18 protein-coding genes are annotated in these 21,524 nt (G+C 57.5%); 11 read left to right on the top strand and 7 right to left on the bottom strand.

Annotation, left to right across the window (positions count from 1 at the left end):
* Window positions 1–6 precede the first annotated feature (6 nt).
* Window positions 7–1,926 carry an HWE histidine kinase domain-containing protein gene (locus tag DLM45_RS15320; RefSeq protein WP_181337940.1) on the top strand — a complete coding sequence of 640 codons (1,920 nt, stop codon included), beginning with the start codon at window positions 7–9 and terminating at the stop codon, window positions 1,924–1,926.
* An 85-nt stretch (window positions 1,927–2,011) separates the two neighbouring features.
* Window positions 2,012–3,904 carry a glycoside hydrolase family 15 protein gene (locus DLM45_RS15315; RefSeq protein WP_181337939.1) on the top strand — a complete coding sequence of 631 codons (1,893 nt, stop codon included), beginning with the start codon at window positions 2,012–2,014 and terminating at the stop codon, window positions 3,902–3,904.
* Here the strand turns inward: DLM45_RS15315 and DLM45_RS15310 are convergent.
* Window positions 3,901–4,893: an HWE histidine kinase domain-containing protein gene (locus DLM45_RS15310; RefSeq protein WP_343062326.1), complete on the bottom strand. Its 993-nt coding sequence runs from the start codon at window positions 4,891–4,893 to the stop codon at window positions 3,901–3,903. The genes DLM45_RS15315 and DLM45_RS15310 overlap by 4 nt on opposite strands.
* Before the next feature lie 385 nt (window positions 4,894–5,278).
* Between DLM45_RS15310 and DLM45_RS15305 the strand changes: the two genes are divergently transcribed.
* The 7 genes from DLM45_RS15305 (at window position 5,279) to DLM45_RS15275 (ending at window position 13,252) form a co-directional block, all read left to right on the top strand.
* On the top strand, window positions 5,279–6,739 hold the full coding sequence (locus DLM45_RS15305; protein ID WP_343062325.1) for an alpha,alpha-trehalose-phosphate synthase (UDP-forming): 1,461 nt from the start codon (window positions 5,279–5,281) through the stop codon (window positions 6,737–6,739).
* Window positions 6,739–7,539, top strand: coding sequence for an ROK family protein (locus tag DLM45_RS15300; RefSeq protein ID WP_181337938.1), 801 nt, complete (start codon window positions 6,739–6,741; stop codon window positions 7,537–7,539). The genes DLM45_RS15305 and DLM45_RS15300 overlap by 1 nt, the downstream gene beginning before the upstream one ends.
* Window positions 7,536–8,630, top strand: coding sequence for a carbohydrate kinase family protein (locus DLM45_RS15295; protein WP_181337937.1), 1,095 nt, complete (start codon window positions 7,536–7,538; stop codon window positions 8,628–8,630). Before DLM45_RS15300 ends, DLM45_RS15295 begins: the two co-directional genes overlap by 4 nt.
* A gap of 15 nt (window positions 8,631–8,645) precedes the next feature.
* Window positions 8,646–9,476: a trehalose-phosphatase gene (gene otsB, locus DLM45_RS15290; protein WP_246317442.1), complete on the top strand. Its 831-nt coding sequence runs from the start codon at window positions 8,646–8,648 to the stop codon at window positions 9,474–9,476.
* Between the two features lie 298 nt (window positions 9,477–9,774).
* Complete coding sequence (locus tag DLM45_RS15285) at window positions 9,775–10,818, top strand: NAD-dependent epimerase/dehydratase family protein (protein ID WP_181337936.1); 1,044 nt, start codon at window positions 9,775–9,777, stop codon at window positions 10,816–10,818.
* Between the two features lie 255 nt (window positions 10,819–11,073).
* On the top strand, window positions 11,074–11,820 hold the full coding sequence (locus DLM45_RS15280; RefSeq protein WP_181337935.1) for a LuxR C-terminal-related transcriptional regulator: 747 nt from the start codon (window positions 11,074–11,076) through the stop codon (window positions 11,818–11,820).
* Between the two features lie 43 nt (window positions 11,821–11,863).
* On the top strand, window positions 11,864–13,252 hold the full coding sequence (locus DLM45_RS15275; RefSeq protein WP_181337934.1) for an O-antigen ligase family protein: 1,389 nt from the start codon (window positions 11,864–11,866) through the stop codon (window positions 13,250–13,252).
* Here the strand turns inward: DLM45_RS15275 and DLM45_RS15270 are convergent.
* Entirely contained in the window at window positions 13,223–13,801 is a 579-nt protein-coding gene (locus tag DLM45_RS15270; protein WP_181337933.1) for a hypothetical protein, read from the bottom strand. The two genes, DLM45_RS15275 and DLM45_RS15270, sit on opposite strands and share 30 nt — an antisense overlap.
* On the opposite strand from DLM45_RS15270, the gene DLM45_RS15265 reads away from it, so the two are divergent.
* A complete protein-coding gene (locus tag DLM45_RS15265; protein ID WP_181337932.1) occupies window positions 13,792–15,213 on the top strand; it encodes a polysaccharide biosynthesis/export family protein in 1,422 nt (473 codons plus the stop codon). The two genes, DLM45_RS15270 and DLM45_RS15265, sit on opposite strands and share 10 nt — an antisense overlap.
* 261 nt (window positions 15,214–15,474) lie before the next feature.
* Complete coding sequence (gene rfbC / locus DLM45_RS15260; RefSeq protein ID WP_181337931.1) at window positions 15,475–16,059, top strand: dTDP-4-dehydrorhamnose 3,5-epimerase; 585 nt, start codon at window positions 15,475–15,477, stop codon at window positions 16,057–16,059.
* Between the two features lie 159 nt (window positions 16,060–16,218).
* Here rfbC and DLM45_RS15255 read toward each other — a convergent pair whose 3' ends face one another.
* The 5 genes from DLM45_RS15255 to DLM45_RS15235 form a co-directional block, all read right to left on the bottom strand.
* Window positions 16,219–16,875, bottom strand: coding sequence for a PIG-L deacetylase family protein (locus DLM45_RS15255; protein WP_181337930.1), 657 nt, complete (start codon window positions 16,873–16,875; stop codon window positions 16,219–16,221).
* Window positions 16,872–17,684: a glucose-1-phosphate cytidylyltransferase gene (locus DLM45_RS15250; RefSeq protein ID WP_181337929.1), complete on the bottom strand. Its 813-nt coding sequence runs from the start codon at window positions 17,682–17,684 to the stop codon at window positions 16,872–16,874. Before DLM45_RS15250 ends, DLM45_RS15255 begins: the two co-directional genes overlap by 4 nt.
* Window positions 17,681–18,973, bottom strand: coding sequence for a class I SAM-dependent methyltransferase (locus DLM45_RS15245; protein WP_181337928.1), 1,293 nt, complete (start codon window positions 18,971–18,973; stop codon window positions 17,681–17,683). Before DLM45_RS15245 ends, DLM45_RS15250 begins: the two co-directional genes overlap by 4 nt.
* Before the next feature lie 224 nt (window positions 18,974–19,197).
* Complete coding sequence (locus DLM45_RS15240; RefSeq protein ID WP_181337927.1) at window positions 19,198–20,544, bottom strand: DUF4910 domain-containing protein; 1,347 nt, start codon at window positions 20,542–20,544, stop codon at window positions 19,198–19,200.
* Between the two features lie 4 nt (window positions 20,545–20,548).
* Window positions 20,549–21,523, bottom strand: a complete 975-nt coding sequence (locus DLM45_RS15235) for a glycosyltransferase (protein ID WP_181337926.1) — start codon at window positions 21,521–21,523, stop codon at window positions 20,549–20,551.
* Window position 21,524: the final 1 nt, after the last annotated feature.

The raw sequence follows: 21,524 nt of genomic DNA, 5'->3' as shown, positions 1-21,524 counted from the left end.
GAAGACGTGGCTTCAGAAACGACCGTCAATATTCTCATTGTCGATGATCAGCCGGGCAAACTGCTGACCTATGAGGCGATCCTCGCGGATATCGACGCGACGCTCATCAAGGCGACGACGGCCGAAGAAGCGCTCGCCGCACTCTTGCGGAATGAAATTGCCGTCATCCTGATGGACGTCTGCATGCCGGATCTTGACGGCTTCGAACTGGCTGCGATGATCCGTGACCATCCGCGCCACGAAAAAACCGCCGTCATCTTCATTTCCGCCGTGCGCATCGACACCGATGATCTTCTGAAGGGCTACCGCACAGGTGCCGTCGATTACGTTTCCGTTCCGGTTGTACCGGAAATTCTGAGAGCGAAGGTTCAGATTTTCGTCGAGTTGTTTCGCAAGACACGGCAGCTGGACGCGCTCAATGCCGAGCTTGAAGGGCGGGTTTGCCAACGCACGGAGCAACTTGAAGACTCCCACGACAAACTGCGCCAAAGCGAGGAACGTCTGCGCCTCGCCAGCGAAGCCGCACGCCTCGCAACATTCGAATACGACGAAGCGGAACGAACGCTTCATTGGTCGACGAACATCAACGACGTCGTCCATCTCGACATTCCCGAGCGTCAGTCCTTCGATGAGTTCATCGGCACGGTCTATCCGGATGACCGCGACACGGCACTCAGTTACTTCCACGCTGCCAACTTTTCCGACCAAACGTCCGAACTGGAATTTCGCGTCTTCGGCGCGCGCGGCATCACTTGGGTGCTCGCGCGCGCACGCGCCTTCCAGACGGACACAGGCATTGCTCGTGTCATCGGCACACTGCTGGATATAACGGAGAGAAAATCAGCCGATAGTCACCAACAGCTACTGATGGCCGAACTCGATCATCGCGTGAAGAATATTCTCGCAAACGTTGCTGCCATCGCCCGCCTGTCGAGTAGCAACGCTGTTTCGATCAGCGCCTTCGCCTCAGCGCTCGACGGACGCATCCACGCCATGTCGAACGCTCATGATCTGCTGCGTCAAAGCAGTTGGACGGGCGTCGACCTCCACGAATTGGTCAAAGGCGCGCTTGAGCCATTCCGCACGCACACCAGCAATGATGTGATCATTGAGGGCGACAAAATTCGCCTGACATCGAAATTCGCGCAATCCATGGCGCTTGTGTTGCATGAACTCGTGACGAACGCGGTGAAGCACGGCGCACTCTCACGCTCCAACGGCCGCGTTTCCGTCAATTGGTCACGCATACCCGCTGACAACGAAAACGGCGAAAAAATCCAGTTTGCCTGGAGTGAATCCGGCGGCCCCCCATGCGTTAAGCCGATCCGCAACGGCTTCGGCTTGACCGTAATCCGCAGCGCCGCATCGGAATGCGGAGGGCAAGCGAAAATGAATCTTGCACCAGAGGGCTTCGAGTTCAGTTTCGAAGGCGCACTTTCCACGCGCACGCAAATGGTGGGAACCCGCCACGTTGCAATCCTGCCCAAAGCGCGCAAACCCGAAGTGATTGCCGAAGGCGAACCAACGGGCGCCCGCATCCTCCTCGTTGAAGACGAGGTTCTGATCGCGCTTCAGCTAAAGATTGATCTCGAAGCAGATGGACATGTCGTCATCGGCCCATACGGTCAGCTTTCCGACGCATTGCGTGCTGCCGACGAAGCCGATATCGACCTCGCTCTCGTCGACATCAATCTTGGAGCCGATAACAGCGCACCAATCGCCGAAATTCTGGATCGCCGCATGATCCCGTTCGCATTTACGACCGGTTACAATGACCTGATCTTTTTGCCGCCACAGCTGCGCTCATACCCACACCTGACCAAACCTTACAGTCCCGCAGACATAAAAGGCCTCGTTGCGCGGTTGCAGGATCAGGCGGCGCGGCAAGCACGCGAGGTTCACAAAGAAGCGAACCAAGTCGCATAGAGATGCGCATATTGTGGTGCATTGAAACCAAGCCCTACACTTAGGCGTTTACGTCGCTTCACCGAACACAAGTCCAGGAAACTCCATGACGGCTGCGAAAAAGCATGCTCCGCTCGACATTGCGGCGATCGGCAACGGACGTGTGGCCGCGTTGATCGACCCAAGCGGCCGCATCGTCTGGTGGTGCTTCCCTCGTCTCGACGGTGATCCAGTTTTCTGCCGGCTTCTTTCTGGCTCCGAAGAAAAGGGTTTTTGCGACATCGTCCTCGAAGGTCAGGTGACCTCGAAGTCAAACTACATTCGCAACACCGGAATTCTCGAAACAATTCTCACGGCCGAAAACGGCGCGAGCGTCAAAATCACCGACTTTGCGCCGCGTTTCATACGCTTCGGCCGCTCATTCCATCCAACGCAACTGATCCGGCGTATCGAGCCGCTGAGTGGTCTGCCGCGCATCGTTTGCCGCGTACGCCCGACATTCGACTACGGCCAGCCTGGGATGACACCGTCGCAAGGCTCAAATCATATCCGCTATTCGTCGGGCGCAACGCACATCCGCGTTACGACCGACCTCGCAGTCTCCTACATCGTGCACGAAACGCCATTCGCGCTAACGCATCCTGTAACACTCGTCATCGGCAACGACGAGCCGATCGACAGTGCCATCGATCAAATGTCGCGCGAGTTTCTCGATCAAACGCGAGATTATTGGACATCATGGGTGCGCGGCCTCGCAATCGGCTACGACTGGCAACCCGAAGTGATCCGCGCAGCGATCTCGCTTAAGCTGTGCGCATTCGAGGAAACGGGCGCCATCATCGCGGCCTTGACGACCTCAATTCCCGAAGCGCCGAACACTCCACGAACGTGGGATTATCGCTTCTGTTGGCTGCGCGACGCGTACTTCGTCATACGTGCCCTGAATCGCCTCGGCGCAACGCAATCGATGGAGCACTACCTCGACTACATCACGACGATCGTCGGCGACGTGCGGAGCCCGTTGAAGCCATTCTATGGCATCGTCCATAACGATACGGTCGAGGAGCGGACCGCTCCTGATCTGCAGGGCTTCATGGGCATGGGCCCCGTGCGCGTCGGCAACCTGGCGTCACAGCAGCTCCAGCACGATGCGTACGGCAGCGTCATCCTGGGCGCATCACAGATGTTCATCGACCAGCGTCTACCGCGTATGGGCGACGTTAGCCTCTTCCGCGAACTCGAGCATTTGGGAGAACAGGCGCGTCGCGTTTATCTGCAGCCCGACGCTGGAATTTGGGAGTACCGCGGACGCGAACGCATTCATACCCATTCCGCCACGATGTGCTGGGTTGCGTGCGATCGCCTGCAACGCATCGCCGGCATGCTTGGGCTGACGGACCGCGCACGATACTGGGCGGAATCCGCTAACCGCATCCGCACCGACATTCTCGCACGCGCATGGAGCGACAAGCGCGGCGCGTTCACAGGCGCCTTCGATCACCACGAACTCGATGCCAGCGTTCTGTTGCTCGCCGAGTTCGGCCTCGTTGCGCCAAATGATCCACGCTTCGTAAAGACCTGCGAGACGATCGGACGTGAATTGATGCGCAATGGCCTCATGCTGCGTTACGCGGCCGAGGACGATTTCGGTCTGCCCGAGTCCGCGTTTCTCGCATGCCAGTTCTGGTACATCGACGCGCTCGCTTCGATCGGCCACACCGAGCACGCCCGCGAACTGTTTACAGATCTACTTGGCCATCGAAACGCGTTCGGCATGCTGAGCGAAGACCTGCACCCGACGACCGGACAGCTTTGGGGCAATATCCCGCAAACCTACTCGATGGCGGGTCTGATCAATTCCGCGATGATCCTCTCGCGCCGATGGGATGATGCCTGGGTGCCGCCCCTTACCGAGTCTGACGGACATCGGATTCAAAAGTCCGATGGCGTCGCGGAAATAACCGGCAAAAAAGTGCCGCGTCTCTCTTCGATGTCTTAACTCGATGACATCGCAGCGCCGCGACCGCGCGTGCGTCGTGTTGTCTGTGCGGGGCGCCGGACGACCGCTTCGATGCGGCAATCAACGCCCCCAGGCGAGAACTCACGCGTAACCTTTGCGCTCGGAAACCCGCTATCGATCAGGATTGATCCCAAGCCACGATGCTGCGGTTGCCCAACGGGCGGACCGCCGCGTTCTTTCCACAGCAGAACGAAGTGCGCATCATCCTCATCGACCGGATCGAACGTCCAGGTCACGCTGACCGCACCAGTATCGTTCGACCACGCGCCGTACTTGATAGCATTGGTGCCGAGTTCATGCAGCGTGAGTGCGAGCGCATTGGCGACGTCACCGGGGATGATCCCGTCTGCTCCGCCGAACGTAAAACGTGACTGCCCCGGCGGCACCAACGGCTTCAGCGTATCTCCCACGAGATCGCTCAGCGACGCTCCGAGAAAACTCCGCGTTGCCACGAGATCCATCGCCGTGCCCATGGCCGAAAGACGTCCCGAAAGCGCGCTTGCGAAACTCTCAATACTTTTGCTGTGCCGCGCCGACTGACTGACGAGCCCGGAAATCACGGCAAACGTATTCTTCAGCCGATGACGCAATTCGACATTGAGTTGCTCAAGTTGCAGTTCCCCCATCGCGCTGTCTTGCAGGAGAGCTTCGTTTCGATCTCGCTCATAGAGCAAGCTCTCCACCTTACGATTGAGAAGATGCACGATGCCGACGACAAGGCACGAAAGCACTCCGAAAGTGAAAAGCGCGAGAATGGGTGCATCAGTTTTGGGTTGCGGATCAGACGAAAAATGAAGCGTCCAAACGCATATGATCGAAGCTGCAACGACGAGAAGAGCAGGCCCCGTCCCCGCAATCAGTGCTGTAACGAGAGCCGCAATGAAGAACGTGAGAAACGGCAGGTTTGGAAGCCAATTCGAGACAACATCGCCAACCCCCACGGCGGCGACAAAAATCAAGATAGCCACCGTGTAAGCCAAAAAAGGCCTGCGCCGAATCCTCGGAAGCACACGCTCCACGACGTTATCGACGTATTGGCTCATCCGCCGCACGTCTGGCCCCCAGTGGTCATGAATGCGTTCGAGGACTCTTCAGCGAGCAGGCAAGTGTTGTTTGAAATGAACACTAGCACGTATTTCGGCAACACGCGAGATAACCCCTGTTTCAACTTCGAATTCCACCTCGGCGAAGTCCCGACGCGAACATCGTAACGTCGTTTTTTTACATCCGCCACCTGCTCGGTTAACATGGCGGAACTAATCAGCAATCTTCCGCGTTTAGCTGTCGTTCATGTTGCGCCGGGTGCGCCGCTAAAACCAACAAAACTCGCCAATTAGAAAAGGGGAATGCCGCGTGTCTCGGCTCGTTATGGTTTCTAATCGTGTCATTGATTTCAACGCCGCAACGCAGGCGGGCGGGGTCAGTGTGGCCATCTATGACGCACTCACGCGACACAAAGGATTTTGGTTCGGTTGGAACGGGCAAGTCGACGAAACCGAAAATGCGACACCCCAGGTCGCTGAATCTGGCGGCCACAAGACGGTAACAATCTCCCTCACGCCTGACGACTACAACGAATTCTATCTCGGTTACTCGAACTCTGTTCTCTGGCCCGTGCTGCACAACCGCCTCGACCTCGCGCAGTTCGAGGCAGGTTATTATGCGCGCTACATGTCCGTGAACGAGAAATTCGCGTCCACACTCGCGCCGCTGATCGAACCCGACGACGTGATTTGGATTCACGACTACCATCTCGTGCCGATGGCACTTGAACTGCGCAAACTCGGTATCGATAATCCGATCGGATTCTTCCTGCATATTCCAGTTGGCCCGGCACAGTCGCTGCTCGCGATCCCCGAGCACAAGGCGCTCGCGCGCGCGCTGAGCGCATACGATCTCGTCGGATTGCAAACGCAGTCAGATGTCCGCAATCTCATGGATTTTCTGCAGCAGAGCGTTTTTGGCCGCCTTCTGCCCTCAGGCCGCATGCGCGTGTTCGACGCTGAACTGGATATCAGTTGCTTCCCGGTTGGCATCACGCCATCGGATTTCGCAACGCCCGCTGCCGATCTGCCGATCGAAACGCCTGAGATCAGCCGCATCATCGGCATCGACCGGTTGGACTATACGAAGGGTCTGCCGCAAAAATTCCGCGCATTCGGGAAATTCCTCGAAGAGTTTCCAGAACATCGCCGAAAAATTGGCCTCTCGCAATTTGCGCCGCCCACGCGCGAAAGCGTGGAAGCATACGCCGATATCCGCGCCGAACTTGAAGCGCTTTCAGGCGCAATCAACGGCCGGTTCGGCGAGCTGGACTGGGTGCCCATCAATTACATTCACAGACCGATGCCCCGCGCCGAATTGCGCGATGTCTACCGGTCGTCGCGGATTGGCTGGGTCACACCACTGATGGACGGCATGAACCTTGTGTCGAAGGAATATGTGGCGTCGCAAGATCCCGCAGACCCGGGCGTGCTTATCCTTTCAATGTTTGCAGGCGCCGCTGAGCAACTGCGCGACGCGGTTCTGGTGAATCCATACGACCCGCTCGACATGGTGCAAGCGCTGCACACCGCAATTGAAATGCCGCTCGACGAGCGCATCGCGCGCAACGCCAAACTTGCACGCACCGTCGCAAAAGGAGACTCCATCACCTGGAGCAATTCGTACTATCGCTCGCTCACAAAAGCCGGACAACGCCGCATCGGAAAAGTTGCGCCGTCCGCCCGCATGACCGACGCGTTGAAGAAACTTAGCTCGACGTCTAAAAAAAAATCTTCACTCAAAAGCCATGAAGCACACGCGGAGGGCTAATGTCCGCGATCATTGAATCCGAACGTTTACGCGGCACGGCGAAAAAAGCGGGCAGCTCCAACATCCTTGCCGTGGATATCGGCGGCACGCTGATCAAAGCAGCCGTTGTCGATCCTGCAGGAACGCTGGTGTCGGAATTTGTGACGACGCCAACGCCGAAGCCCGCGCCGCCGGAAGCCGTCATCGATCTTCTTGCTCGCGTCGCAGAACCGCTGCCGCCGTTTGGCTGCATATCCGTGGGCTTTCCGGGAGTCGTCTATTGCGATCGGATTGAAACGGCGCCGAACCTCGGTACGCCGTTCTGGCGGAACTTCGACTTGGCCGGCGCACTGCACGGAACGTTCGGCGCCCCGGTGCGCATCCTGAATGATGCGGTCGTGTATGGCTTGGGCGTTGCGACAGGTCCCGGCCGCGAGTGCGTTCTGACGTTCGGAACCGGCATGGGTTGCGCGCTCTTCAGCGACGGCACGGCATTCTTTGGACTCGAACTCGGCCAACACCGTGGCCTCGGCGATGGAAACTACGACCAATATGTAGGCCACGCGGCCTATCTCGAAATCGGCCTTGAAGCCTGGAACGAGCGCGCCAAACGCGTCATCGAAACGGTGCAGGCCTTGACGAACAGCGACCGGATGTATCTGGGCGGCGGCAACTCACGACGCATCACCTTTCCGCTCCCGCCCTGGGCGACCGTCGTCGTTCCTTCATCTGGTGTCGCGGGTGGCGCGCGGCTCTGGCACCGCGATATGGATCGCTTCTTTCAAACGCCGTCCGGTAGCAAGGCCGGGGCACGCCAATGAATGTTCTCACCATCGGCGGTGCGATGGTCGACACGATCGTCGTAATCGACAGCGACAAGATTGAGCAGATGAAAATGCTCAACGCCGAAAGCTCCTTCTTGCTTCTCGAAGAGGGCGTGAAGACCGAGGCGGATCAAATTTCGTCAAGCATAGGCGGCGGCGCAATCAACGCCGCCGTTGCCGCCGCGCGCTTAGGTCATCGCACATCGACGATCGTCCGTGTCGGCCGCGATCCAAAAGCAGGCACCATCATTGACCGGCTCGTCGAGGAAGGCGTCGAACTCAACTCCATCGTCACTGATGAAGACGAGCCGACGGGTGCATCTGTCATCGTATCGTCACACGATCGCAACGCGGCTGTCTTCACCTACCGCGGCGCCAATACGCGGCTCCAACCCGGCGACATTCCCGCTTCAGCTTTCGAGGGAAAGAACCTCGTCTACGTCGCCAATCTCAGCAACAACTCTGCAGATTGCTACCCGCTGATCGTCGAACGCGCCAAAACGGCCGGAGCAGAACTGGCCGTCAATCCAGGCGTCCGCCAATTGACAGCGCGCTACGATGACTTCTGGTCGAGCCTGTGCAAGATCGACATTCTATCGATCAATCGAACCGAAGCGCAGGCCCTAATGCCACGGCTTCTCCAATCCTTCAGCGAAGGCGGCGCTGCGCTCGCCGTAAAGAGCGGAGATCCAATTCCTCCGTTGGCCAAACGCGGCCTTCGAAACGGCGGCTACGAAATGACGCTCGTAAAATTCATGGGCGCATTGATGGAGCTCGGCGTCGGCACCGTGGTGCTGACCGACGGAGCAAACGGCGCATTCATCGCGCAAAATGGTCAGATCCATTTTCGCGAAGCACAGCACGTTGAAGCTGGAGCGACAACAGGGGCCGGAGATGCCTTCTCCGCGACATTCGCGAGCTATCTTTCAAGCACTAAAGATGTTTTTCAATCACTCGGTGCGGCCGCGATCAATGCCGCAAGCGTCGTACGATTTGTGGACACGCAGTCCGGCCTGTTGTCGAAAGAGGCTCTTCAACACGAGCTCGAACGCGTTACGAATCCATCGATTTATAGTTGGCAGATATAAGGAGCCGCGCGCATCATGCAGCGCATGACAAAACAGAAGAACCTCGACGTTAGCGACGTTCAAGAAAACGAACAGGTGAGAGTGGCTGGCGATCGCGCCATTCTCAACAGGATCGAAGAGGTTCTTGCAGCCCGCAAGCCCGTCGCGCTTTACCTCGACATCGACGGAACGCTCCTCGACATGGCGCTGACACCAACGACCGTGCGTGTCCCGCCGGATCTCGCAAGTCTTCTTGAAAAACTGTCGGAACGGCTGTCTGGCGCGTTGGCTGTCGTCACGGGTCGGCGGATTGCCGAAGCAGATGAATTGCTGACGCCGTTGAAATTCACGGCGGCGGGTGTTCACGGCGCGGAAATGCGCCTCGCTCCCGAAGCCAAGACGCAGTCGTTATCGCCAACCTTCTCTCCCGCACTTAAACGCGAGATCAAAGCCGTTGTTGAAGCCCTCCCCGGCGTGGTCTTGGAAGACAAGGGTGGTGGCGTCGCGCTCCACTACCGCCTCGCCCCAGAACTTCACAGCTCGCTACTGATTTCCCTACGCGCTTTGGCGCCGAAACACCCCGGGCAATTCGCAATCTGCGAAGGGCGCATGGTCATCGAGCTTCTGCCTGTTGGCTTTTCGAAAGGCCGGGCCCTCGAGCGGCTTTCCGTGCTTCCAGCGTTCGAGAACCGCATCCCGATCATGATCGGAGACGACATCGCAGACGCGGACGCTTTCGAGATTGCCAGAGCCCAAGGCGGCTTTGGGCTAAAGGTGGCGGGCGAGAACTTCGCTCTTTCGGAAGCCACATTTACAGGCCCATCCGACGTCCTCGCCTGGCTCGATGGGCTTTCGCACCGCCTCTGAGCGAAAACGGCATTGCACCCTCGCTCGCGAAAATGAGACGCCTGGCGGTTCTCATTTTGGGACAATTGCGAAATCAAAAAATTTCAAGATGTACTTTTTACTTAATCTCGGCCGCGAGAATTTGAGGGTGTAACCCCGCGGAATATCTTAAGAAGCAACTGAGGGCACCCCGTAAATCATACCCTAGGCCGGCCACCAGAAGCGCGGCACCCAGAAACTTCACATACTGGCTTGGAACTTGCGTCGGATGTCGTCATCGGCATTCGGAATTGTATGTAAAGCGTAAGGGATATTATTGATGAAAGTGCTCGTCACCGGCCACCTTGGCTACATTGGGACGGTAATGACTCCGTTGCTCGTTGCCGCCGGGCACGAAGTAACGGGATGCGACAGCGACCTCTACGAGCGTTGCACGTTCGACGCTGGCGGCAAGATCATCCCACTTCCCAACCTGAAAAAAGACGTTCGCGATATCAACGCGAGCGATCTCAAGGGCTTCGATGCTGTCATCCATCTTGCGGCGCTTTCCAACGATCCGCTGAGCAACCTCAATCCGGATATCACCTACGCCATCAATCACCGCGCCAGCCTTCGCCTTGCCGAACTTGCCAAGGCCGCCGGAGTCAAACGCTTCGTCTTGGCGTCCTCGTGCAGCAACTACGGCCTCGCCGGCGACAACCTGATGGACGAAACAGGAGACCTCAATCCGGTCACCGCATATGGCGAGTCCAAAGTCTTTTCCGAGCGCGATATTTCCCGCCTCGCCGACGATAGCTTCTGCCCCGTTTACATGCGCCCGGCCACTGCCTACGGCGTGTCGCCGCGTATGCGTTTCGACATCGTTTTGAACAACCTTACAGCATGGGCCGTAACAAAGGGCCTGATCTATCTGAAGTCGGATGGAACGCCCTGGCGCCCCATCGTGCACATCGAAGATATCTCGCAGGCATTCGCAGCAGCACTCACTGCGCCGCGCGAGAATGTCTTCAATCAGGCATTCAACGTCGGTCGCACCGACGAGAATTATCGCATCAGCGAGATCGCCAACATCGTCGCTGAAACGGTGCCCGGTTGCCGCGTCGCGTACGCGGAAGACGCGGGTCCCGATACACGCTGCTACCGCGTCGATTTCAGCAAAATCGCGCGGGCGCTGCCGGACTTCAAGCCGAAGTGGACCGCACGCAAGGGTGCTCAACAGATCTACGACGCATACAAGAGCTCAGGGCTGACGCTCGAAGAGTTCGAAGGACCGCGCTACCAGCGCATCAGCCACATCAAAAAGCTCTTGAGCGAAAACATCGTCGATATCGACTTGCGCCACGTCAGCCGCGCTGCGGCCTAACGAGCGGCACACAGGCGCGCGATCCACTCGCGCGTCCTCCGAAAAACCGGGTGGCGGTTACCGCCACCCGCCAATCAACCCAACTCGAAAATGATAATCGACATCCAGAATCAACGCTTAACCAAAAATCGAAATTTTAAGTCAATTTTTAAATAACGTACTATTCGGTGAAAGGCATACCCCATACAGTCTGGATATGCGCAAACCGACGCAATTGGCGTACTGCTCAAATAGCGTAGGTAATAGGTAGCCATCGTGAAGAATGACCCCGCGGGAGCAACCCCGCTCGGTGTGAGCGGAGCCGATATCGGTAACTCGCCGCACAACACCGGTTCACATTCCAATCAGGCATTCCGTACCTCCGGCCCTATTGTGGTACTTGATCGCCGCGCGTTCTACCGCGATTGCGTCGCCAAAATTCTCTCGACCGGCTATGGGCTGACCGTCCATGCAATGGGCAGTGTTGAAGAGTGGATATCCTCGTCCAACGACAGAGCCCCCTCCCTCATTTTGTTATTCGTCTCAAGCGGATCAGTTTCTGAGCAGATCACCTTGCTTACGTCTGGCTTGGAGAAAGCGGGCCGAGGCGCACCCTTTATCGTGTTCTCCGACGACGAAAAGATAGACGACATTATCGGAGCCCTGGAAAAGGGCGCTCGCGGGTACATCGCGTCGACGACGCCGCTCGAGGTCGTCGTGGAAGCACTACGCCTTGTGGCCGCTGGCGGCACATTCGTCCCGGCATCGAGCGTCATCGCCGCCCAACGCAACGGCGAGAGCTACAAAACGGCAAACCAAAAAACGATCACCGACGGCGCCTTCACGCCCCGCCAATCGGCGATCATCGAAAAATTGCGCATCGGCAAATCGAACAAGCTCATCGCATATGAGCTTTCGATGTGCGAGAGCACGGTTAAAGTTCACGTCCGAAACATCATGAAAAAGCTGAACGCCAAAAATCGCACGGAAGTTGCATTCCTGGCCAGCAGACCGGCGCGCTGATCCCTCCGCGCCGAAATCGAGACATTCGGCAACGGAAATTGCGATGCGTGCGCTACCAACCACAATCCCGGCATCGAAGCGTTATGCGCATCGCGACTCCGAGGTTCTGTGGAGCCTGCTTTACGCCAGCGTCTTCGGAATTCTGTTTATCCGGGCGTCACTCGATACCGTTCTCGACATCGTTCAGATCCCGGTTGGTTCCGGCGGGCAGTTGACGCTTGGCGCAGGCTTCAATGCGGCGCTGATCGGCATCACGCTGCTTCTACTGCTGATCAACAAAAAACCGATCGATTGGAAACTCCAGCTGCCGTGGCTGGCGTTCATCGGGTACTGCGCATTCATGTCGATCACGACGACAGACCCGGTCGGCGTAGTCCGACTGCTGCTCGTGATCATCTCCTATCAATGCGTGTTTATGCTGCCGTTCCTGCTCATTCGCACGCCTTTGGATGCGCGGCGTTTCGTGAACGTCGTTATCTACTCGTCATTCATTCCCGCGATCATCGCGCTCGACCAAATCCCTTACGGCAATGGCACTGAAGACGGGCGCATCGCAGCCACGTTCACGCACCCCAACATTCTCGCGTTCTATACGCTTGTGGTGATGGCAGCCATTGCCTTCAGGCTCGTCAGTCCGCTCTTTAAAGACACGCAGGCGAAGCGCGGCTGGCTCATCGTGTACGGCGGGATTATGGGCATCGTCCTGCTGGCGACGCAAACGCGCAGCGCATGGGCAAGCGCAACGATCTTCCTTTTGGCCTACGCGATATTCGTCAATCGACGCGCACTTCTCGCGCTATTCGCACTTCCCGTGCTCGTCGCGCTATCGCCGTCAATCCAACAGCGATTGCTGGACGCAATTTCGCCAGCCGAATACATCGGCACCGGCGTCATTCTGAACTCATACGAATGGCGCCAGCAATTGTGGCGCGATGCGATGTCTTGGATCGAACAGAGTCCCATCGTCGGTCACGGTGGTCTCGGATCATTCCTAAAGTATTCGCCCGAATTCTTCCCGTTGGAGACCAACGGCGTCTACGCACACAATGTCTATATTCAGCTCGCCTTCGAAACCGGCGTTCTCGGAGCGGTTTTGTTCGCCACAATTTTCCTGTTCATCGCTTGGCGCTTTGTCAGAGTCTTCAATATCGATCGCGCTGCGTCCGTGATCGGCGCCGCGTTCTGCATCGTCTATCTCGCGCTCTCCTACTCCGACAACATGCTCTACTACCTCGCGTCAAACTGGTACGCGTTCATGTTCCTCGGAACGCTGCTTGTCATCACGGCACGCAGCCCAGGACGCAGAACACCGTCCAACGGAACCGCGCGCCCGCGCTCGCTCGCGATGGCGGGTAACGGCAGCCGCCCAGGAGCTACCACTTCCGGTCTGGCCACTCGACGCTCATACCCAAAATTGCGTAGTCGCCTTTGACCATGTCGTTCTCCGCGCAATGTTTTTTCTCACACCGGAGAGCTTGCTAAGATTACCAGACCGTAAACAAATGGAGATGCTGGCGCGAGTTTTGCTGTTGGCCTTATGCGCATCTCGTGCGCGTTCGAAACCGGTACAGAGTTGAGCACCTGTTGTGTTGACTGAGGCGTACAAGCTTTTGCCTTCCATCGCGGCCCCTGCAAACAGGCGCTCGGAACGAGGCATGCGGACAATCTGGTCCGCCAGCGCAAGCAGCAACCGCCCTGCCCATATCGATTTTTCTTCGCCATCGCAGAGCGCCGAAACGCGATACTCGGCATTGACTCTCAAAAATTTACTTAATGGCAACATTTCTGTGCCGAGCGCCTCGCCGCCATCTACAACGATAAAAATCATTTCACGATCGAGCGCCGTCACCTCGCAACAACAACGTCCATTCGCTGCCGTCGGCGAATGTATTTCAGAACTTTGAGAAGCAAAACGCGTCCGCCCTACCGCATTCAAATAATGCGGCGCACAGATCACATCGGAGAGCCAAGATGCATCCAACCCACCTCGATCGCACCGGCCGGAAATTTCCGGCTCGCGTCGTCGCGCAGGCCGCCCTATTGGTCGGTCTTGGATTGGCCATCGCGCCGGCGGTGACCCAGATTGCGCGAGCTGACGGCTTCCCTGTTGAAACGCTCGCCGGGATGGACCGGCCCGCGCCGACGGAAGCCGCCATCACGTCGAACGAAAGCAACGACGTCGACCAGATCTACAATCTCGACGTAGGCGACCGCGTAAAGGTCTCGGTCTACGGCCGTGAAGATCTCTCGGGCCTCTACACCGTCAACGACATGGGCAAGGTTCGTATCCCGACCCTTGGCGCATTCACCGCTGCCGGAAGCAGCCCGCTTGCCTTGGAAGATCAGATCTCCGCGGCAATCGAGAAAGTCATGCAGCGTAAAGCAGACGTCACCATCGACGTCAGCGGCCGTCGCCCCGTGTTCGTCAGCGGTCTGGTTGCCAAGCCGGGCTCCTATCCGTTCATCCGCGACATGACAGTCATCCAGGCATTGACCCTGGCTGGCGGCTCACTCTCATCGGCGACCATGCCGTGGCTGCCGACCGAAGCGCTGCGTGAAATGTCTCGTTTGCGGACGTCGGATATTGAATACAAGCGTCTCGTTGCACGTCAGGCGCGCCTCCTGGCAGACAAGGAAGATCGCACTGAAATTGCTACGCCTGCGATGCTCGTAAACCTCGTCGGCACAAACGAAGCAAGCCGGCTGATCGGAGACGAGCAGCGTTACTACAATACGCAGCGCGAAAGCCTGCAAAGCCAGATCGCATCCATCAAGGAGCAGATCCAGCAGGCCAAGATCGAAGTCGATTCCTACGTCAAGGAGCAGGCAATCATCGAGGATCAGCTCGTTTCGCGTCGTACGATGCGCGACACCATCCAGAAGCTTGCCAAGGGTGGGCTGACGACACAGCAGCGCCTCACCGACACTGAAATTCTTGTCGCCATGGTCGAACGCGACCAGCGCCAGGTTGCAGCAAATATCGCTCGTGGCCGCCAGAACATCAGCCGCCTCGATCGTGAACTCGCCGTCCTGACGCTCGACCGTCACCAGGCGATCGAAAAGGAACTTCAGGGTATCGACGATCAGCTGGCTAATCTCGAAACGACCATCAACGGCTCTTCGAAGATCATCCACCAGGTTGGCGGCTTGCCGGCGGACATCACAAACGCAGAGGGCGGTTCGGCATTCCGCTACGAGATCCTGCGGAAGAATGACGTTGGCGGCCTGATGTCGATCAGCGCAACCGACTCGACCCCCCTTCTTCCGGGTGACGTCGTGAAGGTCATAGCTGAACGTACGGCAGGATCGATCCCGAACAACAACATGTTCCTCGACGCGAGCAACCCGGTGACGAACATCACCAACCGCTACACGTCGAACTGGAAGAACTAATCTCAAGGCGGCAACAGCCGCACTGAAAATGGACCACCCAAGACCCGGCGGCGCAGACCAACCAGTCTGCGCCGTTTTGTTTTGGAAGGCGCGGCTCATGGGGAGCGCAAAGCCAGAGCCCGGCAGCTAGCGTTGCCGAAGAACACGACTTGGTTGTTGCCCCTTCCCCTCCCACTCTACGACGCGGATAGGGAGCCAATGTCGCGATACCGGATAATGCTATAATCCGGCTCGGCGATTCACGGGGCGAGAGAGCGACGCATGAAATTCATAGAGACACACTTGCGCGGAGCGTTCGTCCTTGAGCTTGAGCGCCATAACGATGAACGCGGTTTTTTTGCCCGCACCTTTTGTCGAGATGAATTCACGGCACACGGATTAAAGCCGGTCATCGCGCAAGCGAACATCGCGCACAACAGTCGCAAGGGCACAATTCGCGGCATGCACTTCCAGTATCCGCCTGCCACCGAAACAAAGTTGGTGGCCTGCACCCGCGGCGCGATCATCGACGTTATCATCGACCTACGACCCGAAAGCGAAACTTTCCTGCAGCATTTCTCGGTTGAGCTCACCGAAGACAACGGAAGATCGCTCTACGTTCCCGATCGCTTTGCCCATGGCTACCAGACGCTCCGGGACCAGACCGACACGACCTATCAGATGGGTGAGATGTATACCCCAGCACTCCAGGCTGGGATCAAATACGACGACGAGCGGCTCGGCCTCCAATGGCCGCTCGAGCCAACCGTGATTTCCGAAAAAGACCTGTCGTATCTCCGCTTCGACGAAATCGAAGCCGAGCTTGTAAAACGCATGTCAGTCATCTCCTCGACCGACATCGCATAAGCTGCCGCCAGTTCGCCGCTCTACAGCAACACCGACGCGCTGGCGATCACATCGCCAGCGGACCAACGTTCTTCAATTGTCATTGCTATCCCGTCGTATGACGCAGCCTCGTCCGGCTACGCGAAAGGCAAACAAAGTTCTGCGGAACCCTCAGCAGAACTATCCCAGCCTGAGCTTGCGGACAAAGAACCCCTCGGCAAACCGGTCAGGCGCACGGCACTCCATTCCCCGCAGACGCGCTAGGCCGCGAAACGTTTCGGCATCGAACCAATCCTTGGAACGCTGCGTACCGAAATGCTTGAGCAGCAGCTCAACCTTGCGCTCCATCACCGGTTCCGGCAGCGCCATATAGCTGTTGGGACGGCCGAGATCGCCATCCCACTTCGGAATTTCGTATTCCAAAATTAGATTGTCTCGGAACAGATTCCACGTGAGTTCCGAGATCACACGGTGATCCTGGTGCGCATCTTCATCCCGGTGCGTGAAGATAACATCGGGCGATGCAATCGATTTCCCAATGCCAGCCAACCAGGTTTTGATATCGGCGGCCTGATAGGGAAAATAGCTGTCCTTGAACGAGCCGATCTCAATCGCAAGTCGCGAGGCACCTGCGCAAAAAGCGGCGGCCGAAGCCTCCGCTTCTTCTTTGCGCGGACCGTTAGCACTCACGACGCACCACGTCACGTCGACCCGAACACCAGCTTCGATCAACGCCATGATCGTGCCACCGGCACCGATCTCGATGTCGTCAGAATGCGCCCCAAGACAGAGCACGCTGAGGCTCTCGCCCGGGGATGCAAGACCGAGAGATTTCATTCCGCGGCAACGGCCACATTATGCCGTCCCACCGCACCGTCATTGATGCGCCAAGGCATGCTGCCCTTCTCGATCATATCTTCCAGGATCTGACGATCCCGCAATGTATCCATCGAACGCCAGAAGCCTTCGTGCTTGTAGGCAATCAGCTGATCCGCTTCGATCAAGCGCTTAAACGGTTCCAGAACGAGTTCTTCGCCTTCACGCATGTAATCGAAGATCTCCTTGCGGAAGATGAAGTAGCCGCCATTGATCCACATCTCCGAACGATCGGACGAGCGGAATTCACGCACCTTCCCATCCGGAGCGATGTCCGCGAGATGGTAGGTCAGCGGCGGACGTATCGCCAGGAAGCACGCGACCTTACCGCTCGCCTTGAAGTGCGCGATCATGTCGTCGAGATTGACGTCGGTCAGTCCGTCAGAATAGTTCGCAAGGAACATCTCTTCATTGCGCACCTGATCGCGGACGGCCCAGAGGCGCTCGCCAATGTTGCGCCAGATGCCGGTATCGATCATCGTCACGCGCCAGTCTGCTTCCGGCTCGCTCAAGAATTCGACCTTTGAGCCGAAGCCCGACACAACGCAATCAGCCATCGCTTGCGGGCGATAGTTCAAGAAGAAATCTTTCACGGTGTTTGCTTTGTAACCAAGGCACAGCACGAAGTCCTGGTGACCGTACTGGCTATAGTACTGCATGACATGCCACATGATCGGGTGGTTGCCGATCGGGATCATGGGCTTCGGAATTGACTCGGAGTATTCACGAATGCGCGTCCCGAGCCCGCCACAGAACAGAACCGTTTTCATCGTGTGAACTCCTTCGGATCAATGACGGCGACTTCAGGCACTGGCACGATGAACTTGCCGCCCCAGTCAGCCACGTGCTGCATCTGGTTTACGATCTCGTCTTTGAGATTCCACGGAAGGATCAGAATGTAATCCGGTCGCGCCGCGTCGATCGCTTCGACCGGATAAATCGGAATGTGCATGCCCGGCGTGAAACGGCCGTGCTTGTAGGGATTGCGATCAACCGTGAAATCCAGGAAGTCCGGGCCAATGCCACAGTAGTTGAGCAGCGTGTTGCCCTTGCCCGGCGCACCATACCCGCAGATCCGCTTACCCTCTGCCTTGGCCTGCGTAAGAAATGCGAGAAGCTTATGCTTCGTCTGGCGAACCTGCTCTTGAAAGCCCGAATAGCCATCGAGCCGATCGAGACCCGCCTGCTTTTCTTTTGCCAGCAGAGCCGCAACGGCATCGGACGGAACGCGCGCAGACGCCTCGTGCGCAAGATAGACGCGCAGCGAACCGCCATGAGTTGGCAACTCCTCAACGTCGATGATCTTCAGCCCATGACGCGCCGCCATGTGTTCAATCGTCAGCAGCGAGAAATAAGAGAAGTGCTCATGGTAGATCGTGTCGAACTGGTTCTCCGCCATGAGACGATGCACATGCGGAAATTCGAGCGTAATCACGCCTTCGTCGGCGAGCAGGATCTTCATGCCCGCTACGAAATCGTTGAGATCCGGAACCTGAGCCAGAACGTTGTTGCCGGCGATCAGATCGGCCTTCTTGCCTTCGGAAACGAGCGTTTTTGCCAGCTTAACGCCGAAGAAGTCGACGCGCGTCGGAACACCCTTCGCGATCGCCACATCCGCAACGTTCGCTGCTGGCTCAATGCCGAGAACAGGCACGCCGAGCGGCGCAAAATGTTGCAGCAAATATCCGTCATTGCTCGCAAGCTCGACCGCGAGACTTTGCGCTCCAAGCCCCAGCCGCTCCGTAATCATCTCGACGTAACGCTTTGCGTGCGCCACCCAACTCGTCGAGAAGGATGAGAAATACGCGTACTCGTGGAAGATCTCGTGCGGGCTGACATACTCCTTGAGCTGAACAAGGAAGCATTCGCCGCAGACCATCACACGCAACGGATAATACGGCTCCATGCGATCGAGCTGATCGTGCGCGAGAAACGTCTCACAAAGCGGCGACATCCCGAGATCGACAAATGTCTTATCGGCGGTCGAGCCGCAGAGGCGGCAGGACGTCGTATCGTGGGCGTGGCCATGTGCTTGATCGTGCGCAACGCGGATGTTCATGAGACCCAAATTCCATTTTGGATGACAGCCCACAGAATGCTGGGGCCGAATGTTCCCAAAACCTGCAACGGCCATGCCAAAATCGGTAAATGGCCCTTCCCGATGCCGAGCACCGCCAATTTACCGTCCGCGCGCTTTAGAAATCAGGCCAGAATGAGTGGTACGCCCCGTCGCGAGCCTACGCCTTTAGAGGAGGAGGCTCGGACGGGGGTGCTGAACGTCCATCATCGGGACATCTCCGATCCCTCCGACAAGAGGTCGTGCTCTGCGAGTTCCCGCGCAACGTCCGCTATGATCGAAAATGGGATACCGGAGCGCTCGGCAATATCGAGCAGGGAATGCGAACCGTCACATAGGTTCATCACCCAGAGTCTCGCCATGTTACGATCGGCAACGCTTTTTTCACCACCAACCGAGCCGTAAAGCCCGCGCCGCCCAAGCTGTGGTTCGCAGAAGGGATTATTGCTGACGTACCGCTTTTCGTTCTCAATGACGCTCAGGACCGACGCGACCATCTCAAACGATGAAGCCAGATGCTCGGGCTTGATGAAATCCAGATTGTCATCCGAGCAGTGGTACTCCGGAAATGTACCGAATTGGCTCCTCTGAAACAGCCCAACTGGCAGGTTGAAACCCGGGGAGCAAAATTGCCGCTCGTCGTAGCCGTATGGAATGAAATCCAGAATGTTCGGCTTGCGGCTCGCATGCTTCAGAACGTGAGTGAACGCCCTGTCTATGAACGCGTCTCCAATGCGCGACTTCTTGTAGGTCGGGCCGCCGCCATCGCCCACACATGAGAGCACGATGCCGTGCTTGACCCTGGACGCAGTCGCGCGATTTCGCGAAAGCCAACTGATGGCGCCGAGCGATCCCGGCCCGAAAAGAAAGCGGTAGCTGTAGCGCGTCTTCTGCTTCGCGAGCCGCTTGATCAGCGCCGTGAGCAGCGCAAGCCCGGAACAGTTATCGTTGGCAAGCGATGGATGACAGATGTGCGTCGTAAGCAGAACTTCATCTTCGGTCGCGCCGCGAAGAAACGCTTCGCCGTAAGTCAGGCTTCCCTCTTCGAGCGACGACTCGATCGCGACCTCATAGGTACCGTCTTCAAGCGCCAGAAACTGATTGTGCGCCATGCAAAAGCCCCAGCGATCTCCGCCGTAAGCCGTCCTGTAAGGCACTGCATCGGGTTGCTCCGGCAGGGTGTAGATGTGCTCTTTCAGCTCTTGGAGCGGCATCCTTGCCCGCACCGGCTTGCTATAGTTCAGCACATGAAGGCTTGACCTCTGAAAATCGACGACGCGTTCACCAGAAGGAGCGCGAATGTAAGCTTCGCGGATGTTCCACTCGCGCGGAATGGTCCAATCGAAAACCTTCGTCCCAGTCGGCACTTCGTGCACCTCGAGATCGATATGCTGACGTAGAATATCGAGTGTCTGCCGCACACCGTTACCAGTGATGCTCCGGCAGATCGGAAAAATCTCGGCAGCAAGCGAATATATCTCGTCTCCGACGGCAGCGTTCGCGACATCATCCGCTGCAAGTAAGTCGAAGCCGGACACAGTTTGGGAAGTCATTCGATCACCACGAGCATGAGAGAACGCGGCTCCGCGTTATCGCCTTTTGCTTACGAAATGGCCAAGAAACGGGCGGAATTACCGCGCCGACAGGGCGCCGCTTCAATGAATAGGAAATGAGATCCATCGCCTCTCGAGGCCGCACCCGAATAATCTTGGACCATGCGATCCAGTACGCATGCTCCCCCAGACGTTTCCGAACCAAGTCCAGCAACCCCTGAGCATCAGGGCATGCCGCACCCTCGTTGGCGAAAAAGCTCGCAAACGCCGCTTCCCGTTCAACGAAGTCGCGCAAGAAGCTCTGTTCGTAGGCTGAACCGTGCCGCGCCTCATGTTGGCGTCGAATGGCTTGGACTTCGGTCGTGATGGCAACGCCGCCATGCAGCGCCATCCTCAACCACATCTCCAAATCATCCGTGTAGGGCAGGCTCGCGCGATAATGGCCAACCTTCTTCTGCACTGACGTCCGCCGCACGACTGTCGGGGCACCAATCCAATTGATCGGATGCTGGCAGAGCCCTGCTATGAATTTGCCCCCGTCCAGCGAGTGCCATCCGGGGTCGAGCTCAAAGCGCTGCCAATAAGGAATTTCAACATTCCCGGCAGGCGTCAGCATAGCTTCGACACCGCACGTAAATGCGATGTCCGACCGCGAGTCTAGAATGTCCGTGGCCCGCTTCAGGCATCCCGGCGCTAGCAGATCGTCCGCGTCGAGCAGAAGAAAGTAGTCCCCGGACGCCCAATCCACGGCTGCGTTGTAGTTGCCGTTTGGACCGATGTTTTGCGCGTGAGAGATGTAAGAAACGCGCTTATCTTCGTGTGCCAACTCCTTCGCGACCGCCAGACTATCGTCGGTCGACGCGTTGTCGATGATATGCACGCGAAGTCCATCGACATCCTGCTCCAGCACGCTTGAAACGCACTGTCGCAAATATCGGCCGTATTGGAAGCAGGGAATAGCAACATCAATGCTGGACATA

Source organism: Hyphomicrobium methylovorum, assembly GCF_013626205.1.
Classification (GTDB): domain Bacteria; phylum Pseudomonadota; class Alphaproteobacteria; order Rhizobiales; family Hyphomicrobiaceae; genus Hyphomicrobium_B; species Hyphomicrobium_B methylovorum.
This window is presented reverse-complemented; position numbering and strand designations above follow the sequence as displayed.

Excerpts from the sequence above, each read along its gene's own strand:
- DLM45_RS15265 (WP_181337932.1), top strand. The coding sequence starts at position 13,792 with ATGCATCCAACCCACCTCGATCGCACCGGCCGGAAATTTCCGGCTCGC.
- otsB (WP_246317442.1), top strand. The coding sequence starts at position 8,646 with ATGCAGCGCATGACAAAACAGAAGAACCTCGACGTTAGCGACGTTCAA.
- DLM45_RS15285 (WP_181337936.1), top strand. The coding sequence starts at position 9,775 with ATGAAAGTGCTCGTCACCGGCCACCTTGGCTACATTGGGACGGTAATG.
- rfbC (WP_181337931.1), top strand. The coding sequence starts at position 15,475 with ATGAAATTCATAGAGACACACTTGCGCGGAGCGTTCGTCCTTGAGCTT.
- DLM45_RS15235 (WP_181337926.1), bottom strand. The coding sequence starts at position 21,523 with ATGTCCAGCATTGATGTTGCTATTCCCTGCTTCCAATACGGCCGATAT.
- DLM45_RS15275 (WP_181337934.1), top strand. The coding sequence starts at position 11,864 with ATGCGTGCGCTACCAACCACAATCCCGGCATCGAAGCGTTATGCGCAT.
- DLM45_RS15315 (WP_181337939.1), top strand. The coding sequence starts at position 2,012 with ATGACGGCTGCGAAAAAGCATGCTCCGCTCGACATTGCGGCGATCGGC.
- DLM45_RS15240 (WP_181337927.1), bottom strand. The coding sequence starts at position 20,544 with ATGACTTCCCAAACTGTGTCCGGCTTCGACTTACTTGCAGCGGATGAT.
- DLM45_RS15255 (WP_181337930.1), bottom strand. The coding sequence starts at position 16,875 with ATGAAATCTCTCGGTCTTGCATCCCCGGGCGAGAGCCTCAGCGTGCTC.
- DLM45_RS15245 (WP_181337928.1), bottom strand. The coding sequence starts at position 18,973 with ATGAACATCCGCGTTGCGCACGATCAAGCACATGGCCACGCCCACGAT.
- DLM45_RS15250 (WP_181337929.1), bottom strand. The coding sequence starts at position 17,684 with ATGAAAACGGTTCTGTTCTGTGGCGGGCTCGGGACGCGCATTCGTGAA.
- DLM45_RS15300 (WP_181337938.1), top strand. The coding sequence starts at position 6,739 with ATGTCCGCGATCATTGAATCCGAACGTTTACGCGGCACGGCGAAAAAA.
- DLM45_RS15295 (WP_181337937.1), top strand. The coding sequence starts at position 7,536 with ATGAATGTTCTCACCATCGGCGGTGCGATGGTCGACACGATCGTCGTA.